This is a genomic window from Pseudomonas paracarnis (genome assembly GCF_904063055.1).
Taxonomy (GTDB): Bacteria; Pseudomonadota; Gammaproteobacteria; order Pseudomonadales; family Pseudomonadaceae; genus Aquipseudomonas; species Aquipseudomonas paracarnis.
On record NZ_CAJFCN010000003.1, the window covers coordinates 46591 to 61443 of the forward strand.

The 14853-nt window shown below is 61.7% G+C and carries 15 protein-coding genes; 3 read left to right on the top strand and 12 right to left on the bottom strand.

Annotation, left to right across the window (positions count from 1 at the left end; translation table 11 throughout):
* Positions 1-221: 221 nt before the first annotated feature.
* Together JMV15_RS07530 and JMV15_RS07535 are read right to left on the bottom strand one after the other, a co-directional pair.
* Positions 222-842 (bottom strand): LysE family translocator, encoded by a 621-nt coding sequence (locus tag JMV15_RS07530; protein ID WP_069868536.1) that lies wholly within the window; start codon positions 840-842, stop codon positions 222-224.
* A 95-nt stretch (positions 843-937) separates the two neighbouring features.
* The gene (locus tag JMV15_RS07535) at positions 938-1198 is read right to left on the bottom strand and encodes a DUF6429 family protein (RefSeq protein WP_014718621.1); all 261 of its coding nucleotides are present in this window, start codon (positions 1196-1198) and stop codon (positions 938-940) included.
* Positions 1199-1264: 66 nt separating this feature from the next.
* On the opposite strand from JMV15_RS07535, the gene JMV15_RS07540 reads away from it, so the two are divergent.
* Positions 1265-1786 carry a DUF2867 domain-containing protein gene (locus JMV15_RS07540; protein WP_051661089.1) on the top strand — a complete coding sequence of 174 codons (522 nt, stop codon included), beginning with the start codon at positions 1265-1267 and terminating at the stop codon, positions 1784-1786.
* A gap of 79 nt (positions 1787-1865) precedes the next feature.
* Here the strand turns inward: JMV15_RS07540 and JMV15_RS07545 are convergent, their stop codons facing one another.
* On the bottom strand, positions 1866-2222 hold the full coding sequence (locus tag JMV15_RS07545) for a VOC family protein (RefSeq protein WP_003191611.1): 357 nt from the start codon (positions 2220-2222) through the stop codon (positions 1866-1868).
* A 184-nt stretch (positions 2223-2406) separates the two neighbouring features.
* On the opposite strand from JMV15_RS07545, the gene JMV15_RS07550 reads away from it, so the two are divergent.
* Both JMV15_RS07550 and JMV15_RS07555 read left to right on the top strand, forming a co-directional pair.
* Positions 2407-3180, top strand: coding sequence for an SDR family oxidoreductase (locus tag JMV15_RS07550; RefSeq protein WP_038450297.1), 774 nt, complete (start codon positions 2407-2409; stop codon positions 3178-3180).
* Positions 3181-3248: 68 nt separating this feature from the next.
* Positions 3249-4154: a LysR family transcriptional regulator gene (locus JMV15_RS07555; RefSeq protein ID WP_038450296.1), complete on the top strand. Its 906-nt coding sequence runs from the start codon at positions 3249-3251 to the stop codon at positions 4152-4154.
* Positions 4155-4211: 57 nt separating this feature from the next.
* Here JMV15_RS07555 and JMV15_RS28620 read toward each other — a convergent pair whose 3' ends face one another.
* The 9 genes from JMV15_RS28620 to JMV15_RS07600 form a co-directional block, all read right to left on the bottom strand.
* The gene (locus tag JMV15_RS28620; RefSeq protein ID WP_038450293.1) at positions 4212-5699 is read right to left on the bottom strand and encodes a methyl-accepting chemotaxis protein; all 1488 of its coding nucleotides are present in this window, start codon (positions 5697-5699) and stop codon (positions 4212-4214) included.
* Between the two features lie 184 nt (positions 5700-5883).
* Positions 5884-8031 (bottom strand): TonB-dependent siderophore receptor, encoded by a 2148-nt coding sequence (locus JMV15_RS07565; RefSeq protein WP_201491327.1) that lies wholly within the window; start codon positions 8029-8031, stop codon positions 5884-5886.
* A gap of 212 nt (positions 8032-8243) precedes the next feature.
* Positions 8244-9005: a PIG-L deacetylase family protein gene (locus tag JMV15_RS07570; protein WP_014718615.1), complete on the bottom strand. Its 762-nt coding sequence runs from the start codon at positions 9003-9005 to the stop codon at positions 8244-8246.
* Positions 9006-9295: 290 nt separating this feature from the next.
* A complete protein-coding gene (locus JMV15_RS07575) occupies positions 9296-9955 on the bottom strand; it encodes a glycosyltransferase (RefSeq protein ID WP_020302308.1) in 660 nt (219 codons plus the stop codon).
* Positions 9952-10551, bottom strand: coding sequence for an SAM-dependent methyltransferase (locus JMV15_RS07580; RefSeq protein WP_014718613.1), 600 nt, complete (start codon positions 10549-10551; stop codon positions 9952-9954). Before JMV15_RS07580 ends, JMV15_RS07575 begins: the two co-directional genes overlap by 4 nt.
* Positions 10548-11306, bottom strand: a complete 759-nt coding sequence (locus JMV15_RS07585; protein WP_038450289.1) for a PIG-L deacetylase family protein — start codon at positions 11304-11306, stop codon at positions 10548-10550. Before JMV15_RS07585 ends, JMV15_RS07580 begins: the two co-directional genes overlap by 4 nt.
* Positions 11303-12301, bottom strand: coding sequence for an acyl-CoA dehydrogenase family protein (locus tag JMV15_RS07590; RefSeq protein WP_069868534.1), 999 nt, complete (start codon positions 12299-12301; stop codon positions 11303-11305). Before JMV15_RS07590 ends, JMV15_RS07585 begins: the two co-directional genes overlap by 4 nt.
* Position 12302: 1 nt before the next feature.
* Positions 12303-14462 carry a glycogen debranching protein GlgX gene (gene glgX, locus JMV15_RS07595; protein WP_014718610.1) on the bottom strand — a complete coding sequence of 720 codons (2160 nt, stop codon included), beginning with the start codon at positions 14460-14462 and terminating at the stop codon, positions 12303-12305.
* A 121-nt stretch (positions 14463-14583) separates the two neighbouring features.
* A complete protein-coding gene (locus tag JMV15_RS07600) occupies positions 14584-14853 on the bottom strand; it encodes a DUF2934 domain-containing protein (RefSeq protein WP_003191595.1) in 270 nt (89 codons plus the stop codon).

A 14853-nucleotide genomic window follows, 5' to 3' on the forward strand; every position in this document is an offset into this window, starting at 1 on the left:
CCGCCTTCGCGAGCAAGCCCGCTCCCACATTGGTCATGCATTGCCGTCAAAATCAGTGCCTGGCACAGATCCCCTGTGGGAGCGGGCTTGCCCGCGAAGGCGGTGTGTCAGTCACTGAATTTTCAACTGAACCACCGCCATCGCAGGCAAGCCAGCTCCCACATTTGGATCGCGGGGCACAGCTCGATCGGCGTCGGCTGCCAGGGGCGCTCCCACCGCGGTTACGCCCTGCGCGCAGTCAACAATACCGCCGCGGCCGCTGACAACAAACCTGCGCAGCAGCGATTGAACAGGCGCTTGCCCTTCGGCTCGGCAAACCAGCGACGCATATGCAGGCCCATATAGGCGTAGGCACTGATGGCGACCCATTCCAGGGCCAGGAACATCACACCCAGCAGGGCAAATTGCGCGGTGATGGGTTGGCCGGGCACCACGAATTGCGGCAGGAAGGCGGTGAAGATCAGGATCGCTTTGGGGTTGCCCGCCGCCACCAGGAACTCCTGCCGCGCCAAGGCCCACAGGCCCACCTTCCTCGTTGCGGTGTTCACCGGCTGCTGCGGGTCTGCGCGCCATAGCTGATACGCCAGGTAAAACAGATACGCCGCGCCGAGAATCTTGATCCCGTAGAACAACAACTCCGAGGTTTGCAGTACCACCGCCAAGCCAGCGGATGCGAGGGCGATCATGCCGGCGAAGGCCAGCAGGCGGCCGAGACCGGCGAGGCAGGAGGTGCGGTAGCCATAGCGGGTAGCGTTGCTCACGGATAGCAGGTTATTGGGGCCGGGGGCCATGTTCAGGGCGAAGCAGGCGGGGAGGAAGAGGGCGAGGGTGGCGAGGTCCATGGCGGCTCCGGGTTGGCAGGTCGGGGAGTCTTGAGGATAAACGGATGAAGCGCGGTTTAACACTCCGTGGCCGGGCTTCTGGCCCCGCGAGCGCTTCAGGTGTCCGGATTGGATGAACGCTTGGCCTCAGGGGTTGCGGCAAATAACCGATCGGCGATTTGCCGGCCCCGTTCCAAGCCTTCCTGCGTCAGCCAAATGGACTTGTTTTTGTTCACCGGATTACTGATAAAACCTTGCTCGTGAAGCCGGTTCATTATTTGAAAGTCGTGGCCTTTCCATGAGTTGCCGTTATCAAAGCTGAAGGTGGTCAGCAGGGCAAGTACGACTTCCTCAATCAGTTTTTCGTCGTATTCCATAATGGGTACTCCGTTTGGATTACACAGACCCTGTCGAGCTTAGCGCAGCATCTCGCTTGAAGCGTTATGATGCAAATCCCTGTTTTGGTCATGGACGGAAAAACCTTGGCGACTAACTCTGTCAGTCACACGTTGGGTGCACCGTCTGAACTCGATTATTACGATTGCAGGTCGGTGCTATTGCCGACTGAGATCAGCGCGCTGGAAGCCTGGAACATCATGACCGCTGAACCGGGGCCGCTGTTGCGATTGGCCTTTCGGATCAGGGATGGGATTTCTTCAAGATTTGGCGTAAAGCGCATCGGCGGGTTCTCCGGCAATCGGCGCGTGACGGTGCAAGCGGGTGAGCGGCTGGATTTTTTCCTGGTAGAGGACTGCGCGCCGGATAGGCTGGTGCTGACTGAGCGTGACCGGCACCTGGATGTGATGATTTGCCTTTCAATTGCTGATCGTGTGCTGACGATCACTTCATCGGTGATCACCCACAACACCTTCGGGCGCCTTTACATGCTGCCGGTGCGGCCGGCGCACAAACTGATCGTCAATCGGTACATGGCCCGCTTGCAGCGCAAGCTGCAACAGCTTTGAAACCCAGAACAGGCTCACACAACGCAACCTGTTCTCGGTTGGAGATGTCGAGCTTCAGCGATACAGCGAAAGCGCTGGATCACGGCGCAACGCTCCACACCGCCAGTTCATACCCATCCGGGTCGGTAAAGTGGAATCTGCGGCCTCCTGGAAACGCAAACGTCTGGCGTGTAATCACCGCACCCAGTTGTTGAAGCCGCTGCTGCACACTGTCCAAGTCATCGGCATACAAGATAACCAAGGGCCCGCCCGGCCGCACAGTCTCACCGGTGGTGAAACCACCCGTGAGCCGGCCATCGCTGAACTCGCTGTAGGTGGGGCCGTAGTCGACGAATGTCCAGCCGAATGCAGCGCCGTAGAAGGCTTTGCTGCGGGCAATGTCGCTTACGTTGAATTCGATATTGTCGATCTGTCGGTCTCTGCCACGAGTACTCATGGGGGCTTCCTTGGCCGGTGTGCAAGGCCGGAGTGTAGCGTACCTCACATCCTTTTCATTCACCGATAGGGCCTTTGTGATTAGGCAATATCTCTGGACACTGCATCCAGCCAAGGTGTGCTTATCTTTGTCGAGGGTCACTCTAGAATGGCGGCGTACTTCTCCCAATTAAAGGAATGTTGTCATGCCTAATCATTCAATCAACGGCAAGGTTGCACTGATCGCGGGTGGTGCGAAGAACCTCGGAGGGTTGATCGCCCGCGATCTGGCCAAGCATGGCGCCAAGGCTGTGGTCGTGCACTACAACAGCGCCTCCAGCCAGGCTGACGCGAACACAACCGTTGCCGCAATCGAGGCGCTAGGCGCGAAGGCTGTCGCTTTGCAAGCGGACTTGACCACGGCGGGGGCGATGGAAAAACTCTTCAATGATGCCGTCGCGGCAGTTGGCAGGCCGGACATCGCGATCAATACCGTGGGCAAGGTGCTGAAAAAGCCAATGGCTGAAATCACGGAGGCGGAGTACGACGAGATGATGGCCGTCAATTCCAAGACTGCGTTCTTTTTTATCAAGGAAGCCGGCAAGCACCTCAATGACAATGGCAAGATCTGCACTATCGTCACTTCATTGCTGGGCGCTTTCACCCCCTTCTACGCGGCGTATGCCGGCAGCAAGGCTCCGGTAGAGCAATTCACGCGGGCGGCGGCGAAGGAGCTGGGCGTTCGGGGGATTTCGGTCACGGCAGTAGGGCCGGGGCCGATGGACACGCCGTTCTTCTACCCGGCCGAAGGTGAGGATGCGGTCAGTTACCACAAGACGGCTGCCGCGCTGTCGCCGTTCTCGCGCACGGGCCTGACAGATATCGAGGATGTGGTCCCGTTCATCCGTAACCTGGTCAGTGACGGGTGGTGGGTGACGGGCCAGACAATTTTGATCAATGGCGGCTACACCACCAAGTAAACGGTTAACGCGCTGGCGCAGACGTGGTGAGCGCCGATCGATCCGTGCCCCCCGAGCATTGAGAGTCCATGGATAGAATCGAACAGTACCGCGTCTTCGTTCAGGTCGCAGAGCTTGGCAGTTTTATACAAGCGGCACGGCTGATGAGGCTGCCACGCGCGAGCGTGTCGGCCGCCATTCAACAGCTGGAGGCCAATGCCGGCACTCGACTGCTGCACCGGACAACCCGCAAGGTCTCCCTGACCGCCGATGGCACCCAGTTACTGCTGAAGGCGCGCCAGGTCTTGCTGGACATCGATGATATCGACCAACTGTTTAACAGCCATCAGGAACAGGTCATGGGCCGTCTGGAAGTGGACGTGCCCAGCCGCATAGCGCGGCGCCTGGTGATGCCTGCGTTGGCCGAGTTTCTCCACCGCTACCCTGGACTCCAACTCGGCCTGGGCTCCACCGATCGCGCCATTGATTTGGTACAGGAAGGCGTTGACTGTGTCATTCGTTTTGGCACCCCGCAGAACAGCAGCCTGGTGGTGAAACCTTTGGGTAAGGTGTTGCTGGTCAATTGCGCGAGCCCCGCCTACTTGGCGGAATTCGGGGTGCCCACACAGCCTGGCGATTTGCAAAATCGGCATGTCTGTATCGGCTACAGCACGAGCGCAGGCGGTCAGGAAACGGCGTGGGAATATTGCGTCGATGGCACCGCGCAGGCTGTCATGATGCCGAGCCGCGTGGTGGTCAACAATGCCGAAAGCTATATTGCAGGATGCTGTGCAGGGCTTGGCTTGATTCAGGTGCCGTTGTTCGATGTTCAGCATTTATTGGACAGCGGCGAATTGGTTGAGGTGATGACGGCCTATCGGCCGGCCCCCATGTGCGTTTCAGCCCTGTACCCGACTCGCCGCCAACGCTCTCGTCGCCTTGGCGCGTTCATCGATTGGTTTGCCGCTTTGATGGCTCCGCATCTGGAACCTTGATGCACTCCAGCGGTATATCCACCTATTCTCTTTGACTCGCCGTGTTTCGGATTGGGTTCAAGGATGAAACCTGCGCCCCAACGCATCCAGCCGCACCGCGATCGGTGGCAGGCGTTCGCTGCTGCGGGCGAGTGTCTCGACGTCGTCGGCGGTGTTCTGGGCGATGCTTTGCACCGACTGCAAGCGCTCGACGATCTCCAGGTTGGCCGAGGTCTGCTCGCGGGTGGTGGTGACGATGTGGCCGTTGAGTTGGTCGATGTGCGCGATGTCCTCGCCCACCGCCCGTAGCATGTCCACCGCCTCTTGGCTGTCTGCCACGCAGCGCTCTACGCCTTCGCGGCTGGCGTGCATGGCTTCGACGGCTTGGCGGCTGCCGTGTTGCAGGCCCTCGATGATGCTCTTGATTTCCTGGGTGGAGAGGGCGGTGCGCTGGGCCAGGCTGCGCACTTCATCGGCAACCACGGCAAAGCCACGACCTTGCTCGCCGGCGCGGGCGGCCTCGATGGCGGCGTTGAGGGCCAGCAGGTTGGTCTGGTTGGCGATGCTGCTGATCACGTCCAGCACCGAGCCGATTTGCTCTGCCTGCACCGCCAGGGATTCCACGGTCGACTCCGTGCCGTTGATACGCGAAGCCAGTTGGCTGATTTCATGCTGGGCGCGGCCGACGCTTTCCTGGCCGCGCACAATCTGCTGGCTGGCCTGGCCTGCATGCTCCACCGCCTGTTCGACCTGCACCGTAATGTGGCCCATGGCGTCTTCCATGCGCTGCATCGAGCCGGTCATTTCGCCGATCTGCGCCAGTTGATGCCGTGCGCCTTTTTCCAGGGTGCCGCTGGCGCTGGCCAGTTCTTGGCCGAGCTGGCCCAGGCCATGGGAGTCGCGAGCGACGCCGTCGATCAGGTGGGTGAGTTGCTGCAGGAAGTGGTCGAACCGCTTGGCGAGGGATACGTGGGCCTTGCCTTCACCTTGGGCGGTTTCCACGGTGAACTGCGAGGTGACGGCGAGCATTTTCTCAAGCATTTCCTGGCTCTCCACCGCTTCGGCCTGGCTATGGACGGCCAGGTAGAGCAGGGCAACGGTCTCCATCACCACATAGAAGGCGTGAACGAACACCATGGTCCAGCCGCCGTGATGCTCCATCACAAACACCGGGAAGCCCTGGTGTTGCAAGGCATGGAACACCACGTGATGCACCGCGATGGTCAGTGCCGCCACCAGGATCGGCAGCCAGTCACGGTAGAAGGTCAGCACCGCCAACAGCGCGAAAATACCGAAGTGGGATTCGATCACCCCGTGCGCCTGGTTGATGTGCAACGCCGCCATCACCATCAAGCCGGCGCCCAGTGCACAGCGCATCACCCGGGTGCCGCCAATGACGCGATACAGCGCCGTGAGCACCACGCCGGTGCCGCCACCGACGATCACGGCCTGCATGAGGGTGTCGTGCCAGAACGCCAGGCCGAGGGAGAACAGGAACATCAGCCAGATCAATGCCAGCATGATGCGGTCGGCCTTGCGATAGTGCTCTAGAAAACGGACGGGCATTCACTCTTACTCCATGAGAGGGGGGCGTCGAGGTCAAGCAAGCACGCGGTGTGCCATACAGGCGCGCCGCTGTGGAGTGAAGCAGATGTTCAGGATTGTTGCCGGTTACCCACGCGTTATCGGCACGCGGGCGCGGGACTTTAAGAACGGCTGCCCGAGCGGGCAGCCGAGGTGGGCATGAGGCTCAGAAACTGTACTTGGCAGTCAACATCATGTTGCGGGGGCTGCCATAGGAGTCGCCGCCATAAGTCACTGAGTTGGAGATGGACTGGTAGTAGTGGCGATCAAAGATGTTGTTGGCGTTGAGTTGCAAATCCAGGTGCTGATTGACCCGGTAGCCTGCCATCAAGTCAGTGACGGCGTAGCCGCCTTGCTGGAGCCGGTAGTTGCTGCCATCCGCTAGCTTGATGTCGTTGTACATGCGGCTCTGCCAGGAGATATTGCCGCCGACGCGGAGTTTTTCCAGCGGGCCCTGGAAGTTATAGCGGGTGGTCACTTTGAACAGATGTTCCGGGATGTCGGTATCGAACTGCTTGTTGACCTTCTGCGGGTTGGCGTCGTCCTTGATGGTGTGGGTGCGCGCATAGGTATAGCCGCCGCCGACCTGCCAGTTTTCGGTCAAGGCGCCTTGCAGTTCGAGGTCGATACCCTGGCTGCGGATTTCGCCCGAGGCCTCGGCACAGGACGCCTGCGGGCAGTTGGGCACCACCACGGCCACGGCGCGGTTTTCCTGGTCGACACGGAACAGCGCTACGCTGGCATTCAACGTGCCACCGAAGTATTCGCCTTTGACGCCCACCTCATAATTTTTACCGACGATGGGTTTGAGCGGAGTGCCGGCTGTGCTCTTGTCTTTTTGCGGCGTGAAGATGTCGCTGTAACTCACATAAACCGAATGCTGGTCGTCCAGATCGTAGATCAGGCCGGCGTAGCGGGTGAGGTTGCGGGTGACCTTGTAGTCGCCAGCGGCATCACGGTTGTCGTAGTCGTACCAGTCCAGGCGAGCGCCGAGGATCAGCTTCAGCGGGTCGGCCAGGCTCAGGCGGCTGGTCAGGTAGAAACCGTCCTGGGTGGTGACTTCGCGAACGTTGTTGGTGCGGGTGAAGTTCGGTTTGCCCGCATTGATCGGCCAGTTGAGGTCGTACGGGCTGTAGTTGTGGGTGGTCATGTCGTAGATGCGCTTGCTGGCGCCCACCACCAGTTCATGGGTGCGGCCGAACGCCTCGAACGGGCCGCTGGCAAAGGCGTCGAGCACGGCCTGGTTTTCATCGTAGGTGGCCTGGTACACCGTGCGGGCCAGGGTGTCGTTGGTCCAGCGCGATTGGTAGGAGCCGGAGAACAAGGCGTTCTGTTCGGCGTAGTTGGCGTTGACCTGCAGGCTCCAGTCGTTGGCCAGGCGCTGGCGCAGCTCTGCGAACACGGTGTTGATTTCCTGGTCCTTGTTTTCCCAGTCGGTGCCTGGGTTGTAAGAGCGCGACAGGCCTAGGTGGCGTCCATCCAGGCCGACCATCGAAGCGCCCCAGAAGTAGTTGGTCTTGTCCTTCTGGTTCGAGTAACCGAGGGTCAGGGTGGTGTCTTCGCTCAGGTCGGCTTCGGTGACGGCATAGAAAAGGCCATGATCCTGCTCGGCCTTGTCGATAAAACTGTTGGCATCGCGGTAAGAGGTGACGACACGGCCGCGCCAGGTGCCACTGTCATTGAGTGGGCTGGAGGCGTCGAGCTCGCCACGGTAGTCGTCCCAGCTGCCGACGGCGCCGGTGAGCGTGACTTTCTGCTCATCCAGTGGCCGCTTGCGGATCAGGTTGATGGCGGCCGAAGGGTTGCCTGCGCCGGTCACCAGGCCGGTAGCGCCGCGTACCACTTCGACGCGATCGAACATCGCCAGGTTCGGCTGGGCGCCTACCGACGCACCGTTGTAGCCGCTGGGGATACCGTCATACATGAGGTTGTCGATATCGAAACCGCGTGCGGTAAAGCCTTGTCGCCCAGGGCCGTTGGAGTAATTGAGGAACAGCCCCGGCGTGGCGTTGACCACGTCGTTGATGCTGGTCATGGCCTGGTCATCCATGCGCTGGCGCGTGATCACGGTGACGGCCTGCGGGGTTTCGCGCAGGGTCAGCGGCAGTTTGGTTGCGGTCTTCATCGAGCCGGTGGTGTACGACTCGCTGCCTTCGGTGGTTGCGCCAAGCTGTTGGCCCGAAACCTCGGTAGCGCCCAGCTCGATGGTGGCCGGTGCGTCGGCGGCAATGGCCGCATTGGAGGTTGCTAAAGCGATAGTGATTGCCATCAGACTGGGTGTAAAAACGTTGCCGCCGCGTTGTTGCACAAACATGAAAGTAGGGCTCCCCAAGTGCCTTCCGTGGCGAATAGTAAATCTGTTGATAATTATTCGCATCAGTTTGGCAGATTGAGTCTGTAGGGAAAAGCCCAACGTTTGTAGGAGCGCGATTGCTCGTGAAAGACGCGCAGGCGCCGCGTTAATTCAGTAAGCCCGCGTTATCGTTGAGGTTTTTCGCGAGCAAGCTCGCTCCTACAGGGTAGTGTTCAGGTGAACAGGATTTCGTAGGGCTCGCGCATGCGCTCCAGCAATATCTGCGCGAGCATCGGTGGTAAGCCGATCTGCGGGTCACCCACCAATTGGCTGGCGTAGGCGTGGGCGGCGTGCAGCTTGCGCGCGACGGTCCAGGTATCCAGGCGGACCTTGCGTGCACGCTGCCAGGGCATTACCGCGCTTTCCCGGGCCGGCCAATGCCAAGCCCAGATCGGCAGTTCATACAGTTGGGCACCTACCAGGCTGCACGCCCTGGCACTCGCGCGGCCGACGGCATCGTGGTCGTCATTGCCGTCGTTGCGCCAGGTGGTAAACACCACGTCGCCGGGTTGCAGGTAGCGCGCGATGAATTGGCTCATCGGCGATTCACGGGCGGCCAGGGCGTCGTCACAAAATCCGCCACGAATCCATTTCAGGCTGTGCAAGGGCATGCCCAGTCGGCGCAGGGCCTCGGCGCTTTCCTGGGGGCGCACCACGCTCAAACGGCTGGCCGGCCATACTTGAGAGCCGGGATGGCTGGCGCTGCCGTCGGTGATGGAGATCAATTGCAGCGGATGCTCGTGGGTGCTGAGCAGTTGCAGCAAACCGCCGCACGCCAGCACTTCATCGCCAGGATGGGGTGCGATTACCACGACGCGAGCGCCGGGCGGTACCAGGGTGTTCAGGGAGATGATGGGGGTTTGCGCCAACTGCGGCGCAGTGTTCCAGATTTGCGCGGGGCCGCGACGGCCTTCGCTTAAGGAGGCAGGCTTCATGGGGTGTCACATCCTTGTCGGTTGATACCGGGTCGTGCTCCGTTGACGGAACGACGCTCTTATCTTCACCGCAGGCTCCGCTGAGGTGAGTGCGTGGCATGCCAATACTGGAATGCTGTGCGAGGCGTTAGGAGCATAGACAGGCATGGGTATCTGCACAACTTTGATGCGATGTTTGCTGGGCTGACGTCATCGCAGGCAAGCCAGCTCCCACAGAGGGTCTATGTTGCCCACAAAATCTGCGCCTGGCATGGGTCCCTGTGGGAGCTGGCTTGCCTGCGATTTTGTTTTTACCCAGCCCGCATCAAGCTCTTCAAGTAATCACCGAACCCACCCTCAGCCCGGCAATCCAGTCGCGCACTGGTCACCACTTGCGGTGCATGGCTCCAGGCAATGGAGGCACCGCAACGCTCCAATTCACGTACCAGTTGTACATCCTCGTGGCATTCCAGCGGTTCAAACCCACCGGCCTCTACGTAGGCGCGGGCACTCACGCCCAGGTTGGCACCGTGGATATGCCGATGCCCGTCGCGGGCCTGGTAGGCCTGCTGATAGCGAATCTGCGCGGCCGGGTCGAAGCCTTCGCTCCAGGCGTCCACGGTGACTGTGCCGCACACCGCGTCGCAACCTTGGGCCAGTTGGGCCACCAACCAGTCAGGGGCGACACGGCTGTCGGCGTCGGTGCAGGAAATCCACCGCGCGCCTTGCTCCAGCAAGTACCCTGCACCCACGCCGCGGGCGTGCCCGACGTTGCGGGCCTGCACGTGCAGGCAATGCACCTCGTGGGCCTGGGCAATGGCCGCGCTGGCATCGCTGCAACTGTCGAGTACTACCAGAATCTGTACCGCTTCACCCAGCAAGCCCGGGTGGTTGGCGGCGATCCGCGCAGCTCTCAGGCAATCATCCAATAGGGCTTCTTCGTTATGTGCCGGGATCAGAATACCGATCATCGTAAACCCTCGTGGCGAGCGACCGAGGTGCCATCGAGGCTCCACAGGTTGAGCAGGAAATCCGGGTCCTGGTACTGCACCAACGGTGCTACACCCAGACGCTGTTGGAGCACGGCGTGCACCTGTTCGGCGGTTTGCGGGCAACCGTCAATGGGCACTCGCCAATGACAGGCCAGAATTTGCCCGTCAGCGGTCAAGGCGGCGAGGGCGCAATCGATCAGACGATTAAAATCATCGACATCAAGGTAATAACAAAGCTCACTCAATACGATCAGTTCGAATTGCCCGCCGGGCCATTGTTCTGGCAGGCGACGCTGCTCCACGCGGGCATGAGGAAAATGCTCCAGCCGCGCCTGTGCCAGACGCACCGCAGCGGTGGCGGTGTCGCAACACAGCAGGCGGTCGCAACGCGGCGCCAGCTCGGCACTCAGTTCGCCGTTGGCACAACCCGGCTCGAATATCGACGCATAGCGCAGCCGCGTCAGCACGGCCAAGGTCAGGGCGCGCTTGCGTTGTTCGTACCAGCGCTGACGAAAAGCCCAAGGGTCGTCATTGCCGGCAAACAACTGGTCGAAGTAGGGGGTTGCCACACTCATACGAATACCATCTCAAAAGGTTGCAGCAAGCGCTCCACCACATAGGGCGCCAGCACCGGTGGCAGGCCGATTTGCGGGTCGCCCTCCAATTGGCTGGCAAAGGCGTGGATCGCATGGCGTTTGCGCGCCACTTGCTCGGCGGTCAGCGGGATCTTGCGCGCCCGATGCCAGGGCACCTTGTGGTCTTCGGCGGTGGCCCAGTGCCAGGTCCACACCGGTAGCTCACACAACACTGCGCCGACGGCCTTGGTTGCCTTGGCACTGGCGCGGCCCACGGCCTCATGGTCGCAATGCCCGTCCTCGCACCACGTGGCGAACACCACGTCGTTGGGCTTGAGGTGGCGCTGGATAAACTCGCAAAGCTGGGCTTCGCGCTCGGCCACATGGCTGTCGGCAAACCCGCCGCGCAGCCATTTCAAACTGTGCAGCGGCAAGCCAAGGCGGTGCAAGGCCTGGGCCGATTCCTGCGGACGCACCACACTCAGACGCTCCACCGGCCAGCGCCGGGAGCCCGGGTGGCTGGCGCTGCCATCGGTGACGGAGATCAGCTGGATAGGGCGATCCAGCGCAGCCAACCCTTGCAGCAAGCCGCCGCTGCCCAGCACTTCATCATCCGGGTGCGGGGCGACGATCACCGCTCGATGCCCTGGCGGCACCAACTGCGCCACACTGATGTGCGGCAACTCGGCCAATCGTGCGCTGTTTTGCCAGTGGCTCAGCGGTGTGCCCTGGCCAACAATCGGATTGGGCTTCATAGCGCCCATCTCCCTGTGGGCTCGCCGGCGACCTGTTCGCCGAGGGCGGCCAAGTCGCGTTCGGCATGGCTTTGCCGCACATACACCGGCAAATCCGCCATCAACTGGGCAAAGTGCGGGTCCTTGCAATACGGCCCGGCGCCGACCCCACGGCCCACATGCTGGATCACTTGCTCGACGGTGTCCTCGATACACGCACGCGTCTGTTGCGCCAGTTGCCGCGCATCGGCGCGTGGCTCGCGGTCGATCTGCGCGGCGCTGGCGCGCAACACGCAGGCGGCGCTGTTCAGGGCGCTGTCGACCGCGCCGAGGTGGGCCAGCGCATGGGGCTCTGCACGTGTGGCGCACTGGGCGCGCAGCACTTCACCCAGGCGTTGCGCCGCGCCGTACCAGCATGCGGCAATGCCGATCCCACCGTGCCAGAAGCCCGGACGGGACAGATAGTCCCCCGGGCCGCCCACGGCAATTCCCCTGGCGGCGCTGAACAGGATGTCGACGCTACCGGTCGCCGCCATGCCCACCGCCTTCCAACCCTCATTCGTCACCGTGATGCCCGGCTGATCCATCGCCACGGCCACCAATTGCTGGCGGTCCTCTTCGTCCCAGGCCGTCAACAAGCCATGGCTGAGCACCGCCGCACCGGAACACCAGGCTTTGCGCCCCTCGACGAGCAATTGCTGCCCGTCGCGACGCACGCGCACCTTGGCGGTCGGCGGCTCGGCCGCCCACATGCCCCAGGTGCTGCCCAGCGGCGGCAAGGGACTGTCGAGTTCGGCAATGATCGCCAGCGCATCGGTATGGCCTTCGAACAACTTGCACAGGCGCAGGTCATGCCCGGCCACCTGGGCCAATTGGCTCAGGCGGGCGAGGGTATGGCCGCTGCCCGGCAGCGGCAGTTGATCAAGGCCTTCCTCTTGAAGGGCCCTCAGCGCATTCCCCAGGGCTTGCGTGTCGGCGTAGCCCCGGTAGCCCTGAAGGAAACCGTGCAACGCCATCTCACACCTCGCCTTCGTGCTGCAGTTCAAACAGCAGCAGCGAGCGAGCGGTGACCGCGTACTCATGCTCGAAATCAAAGCGTTCCTGGCCACGCACAGCCGGGTCGTTGGTGTCGAGCAGGCATGTCCAGAACTCGCCCTCCGGCACCGGCGGCAGGCGGAAATTGACCTGATCGTGATGGGCGTTGACCACCAGCAGCAGCGTGGCGTCGGCCCCGGCACGACGAATCCCGGTTTCCTGGGCGCGGCCATCCATCAGCATGCCCAGGCAGCGGCCCTGGCTGTCTTCCCATTGCTCGGTGGTCATTTCGTTGCCATCCGGCGCGAGCCAGGTGACGTCCTTCACGCCGATGTCTTCGTTGTAGTCGCCCACCAGGAAACGCCCGCGCCGCAGGATCGGGTACGCCAGGCGCAGCTTGATCAGGCGCTTGACGAACTTGAGCAGGGCCTTGCCGTCATCGTCCAGGTCCCAGTTGACCCAGCCGATCTCGCTGTCCTGGCAATAGGCATTGTTGTTGCCGTGTTGAGTGCGAGCGAACTCGTCCCCGGCGACGATCATTGGCGTGCCTTGGGCGAGCAGCAAAGTGGCGAAGAAGTTGCGCATCTGGCGCAGGCGCAGCGCGTTGATCTCCGGGTCGTCGGTAGGGCCTTCGACACCGTGGTTCCAGGACAGGTTGTTATTGCTGCCGTCCTGGTTGTTCTCGTCGTTGGCCTCATTGTGTTTGTCGTTGTACGACACCAGGTCGTGCAGGGTGAAGCCGTCGTGGGCGGTGATGAAGTTCACCGAGCTGTACGGCCTGCGCCCGCGGTGGTTGAACATCTCGCCCGAGGCGGTCATGCGCCCGGCGAAATCGGCGAGTTGGCCATCGTCGCCTTTCCAGAACGCACGCACGGTGTCGCGGAAGCGGTCGTTCCATTCCACCCAGCCTGGTGGGAAGTTGCCCACCTGGTAGCCACCGGGGCCGCAGTCCCAGGGTTCGGCGATGAGTTTCAACTGGCGCAGCACCGGGTCCTGGCGGCAAGCCACGAGGAAACTGTGGCGCTCATCGAACCCGTCGCGGTAGCGACCGAGGATGGTCGCCAGGTCGAAGCGGAAGCCGTCCACGTGCATCTCGGTGGCCCAGTAGCGCAGGGAGTCGGTGACCATTTGCAGCACGCACGGGTGGCTCAGATCCAGGGTATTGCCGGTGCCGGAATCGTTGATGTAGAAACGCTTGTCGTCGGGCATCAGCCGGTAGTAGGAGGCGTTGTCGATGCCGCGCATCGACAGGGTCGGGCCGCGCTCGTTGCCTTCGGCGGTGTGGTTGTAAACCACGTCCAGAATCACTTCCAGCTTCTGCTCATGCAGGTGCGCGACCATCTCCTTGAACTCGGCGATCTTGCCGCTGGCCAGGTAGCGCGGGTCAGGGGCGAAGAACGCAATGCTGTTATAGCCCCAATAGTTGGTCATGCCTTTTTCCAGCAGATGCTGGTCGTTGACGAAGGCGTGCACGGGCAACAGCTCGACCGAGGAAATGCCCAACTGACGGATATGCTTGAGCACGTCATCTTCCATCAAACCGGCGCAGGTCCCCCGCACCGACTCGCCGACCGAAGGATGACGCATGCTGATGCCGCGCAGGTGGGTTTCGTAGATGATCGTGCGGTCCCACGGCACTCGTACCGGTTGGTCGTTGCCCCAGGTGTGCGCCGGGTCGATGACCTTGCACTTGGGCACGAAGGGCGCACTGTCGCGTTCATCGAAACTGAGGTCGTCGTCCGGGTGGCCGATGGTGTAGCCAAACAGCGCTTCGGACCATTTGAGTTCGCCCACCAGTTGCTTGGCGTAGGGGTCGATCAACAGCTTGTTGTGGTTGAAGCGATGACCATTGGCCGGGTCATAGGGGCCGTATACGCGATAACCGTAAATCAGCCCGGGGTGAGCATCGGGCAGGTAGCCATGAAAGATTTCATCGGTGTATTCGGGCAGTTCGATGCGTTCCAGCTCAACCTCGCCGGTATCGTCAAACAGGCACAGCTCCACCTTGGTGGCGTTGGCGGAAAACAGCGCAAAATTCACACCCAGGCCATCCCAGGTGGCGCCGAGGGGGAAGGGCAAACCTTCACGGATCCGCGACGGCTCATGAACCGGCGTCGCTGTGGTGTTGTCGGGTTTGCTCATCGAGTTGCTCCTGCAAGGGGTCTTTTTTCGGGCCGAACGCCGCCGTACTGACGGTGCTTCAGCGCATGGCTTGGACGGAAAAGGGCCTGCAGCGCGTAATGCGTGCTGCAGGCCCGGGAAATCATGGGGCGGGCGGTTTGGGCTTCTTCGGGGCGGCGGGTTTCTTCGCCGCAGGTTTGGCGGCGGCAGGCGCAGCAGGTTTGGGCTTTGCCGCAGCCTTGGGCGCGGTTTTCGGCTTGGCGGCCGGTTTAGGCTTGCTCGGCGTCAGCGCCTCGGCTTCCGCCAGCTTGCGCGCCATCTCCCAGTGGCGATCATGGGCGCCATCAGGCTTGCCTTCAGACTCCCAGATCTGATGCGCCAGTTCGCGAATGCGTTTGTCTTCTTTACTCAT

What these genes read in the sequence shown, in the direction of transcription:
- JMV15_RS07530 (WP_069868536.1), bottom strand. Translation starts at nt 842, where the DNA reads ATGGACCTCGCCACCCTCGCCCTCTTCCTCCCCGCCTGCTTCGCCCTG.
- JMV15_RS07535 (WP_014718621.1), bottom strand. Translation starts at nt 1,198, where the DNA reads ATGGAATACGACGAAAAACTGATTGAGGAAGTCGTACTTGCCCTGCTG.
- JMV15_RS07540 (WP_051661089.1), top strand. Translation starts at nt 1,265, where the DNA reads ATGATGCAAATCCCTGTTTTGGTCATGGACGGAAAAACCTTGGCGACT.
- JMV15_RS07545 (WP_003191611.1), bottom strand. Translation starts at nt 2,222, where the DNA reads ATGAGTACTCGTGGCAGAGACCGACAGATCGACAATATCGAATTCAAC.
- JMV15_RS07550 (WP_038450297.1), top strand. Translation starts at nt 2,407, where the DNA reads ATGCCTAATCATTCAATCAACGGCAAGGTTGCACTGATCGCGGGTGGT.
- JMV15_RS07555 (WP_038450296.1), top strand. Translation starts at nt 3,249, where the DNA reads ATGGATAGAATCGAACAGTACCGCGTCTTCGTTCAGGTCGCAGAGCTT.
- JMV15_RS28620 (WP_038450293.1), bottom strand. Translation starts at nt 5,699, where the DNA reads ATGCCCGTCCGTTTTCTAGAGCACTATCGCAAGGCCGACCGCATCATG.
- JMV15_RS07565 (WP_201491327.1), bottom strand. Translation starts at nt 8,031, where the DNA reads ATGTTTGTGCAACAACGCGGCGGCAACGTTTTTACACCCAGTCTGATG.
- JMV15_RS07570 (WP_014718615.1), bottom strand. Translation starts at nt 9,005, where the DNA reads ATGAAGCCTGCCTCCTTAAGCGAAGGCCGTCGCGGCCCCGCGCAAATC.
- JMV15_RS07575 (WP_020302308.1), bottom strand. Translation starts at nt 9,955, where the DNA reads ATGATCGGTATTCTGATCCCGGCACATAACGAAGAAGCCCTATTGGAT.
- JMV15_RS07580 (WP_014718613.1), bottom strand. Translation starts at nt 10,551, where the DNA reads ATGAGTGTGGCAACCCCCTACTTCGACCAGTTGTTTGCCGGCAATGAC.
- JMV15_RS07585 (WP_038450289.1), bottom strand. Translation starts at nt 11,306, where the DNA reads ATGAAGCCCAATCCGATTGTTGGCCAGGGCACACCGCTGAGCCACTGG.
- JMV15_RS07590 (WP_069868534.1), bottom strand. Translation starts at nt 12,301, where the DNA reads ATGGCGTTGCACGGTTTCCTTCAGGGCTACCGGGGCTACGCCGACACG.
- glgX (WP_014718610.1), bottom strand. Translation starts at nt 14,462, where the DNA reads ATGAGCAAACCCGACAACACCACAGCGACGCCGGTTCATGAGCCGTCG.
- JMV15_RS07600 (WP_003191595.1), bottom strand. Translation starts at nt 14,853, where the DNA reads ATGAGTAAAGAAGACAAACGCATTCGCGAACTGGCGCATCAGATCTGG.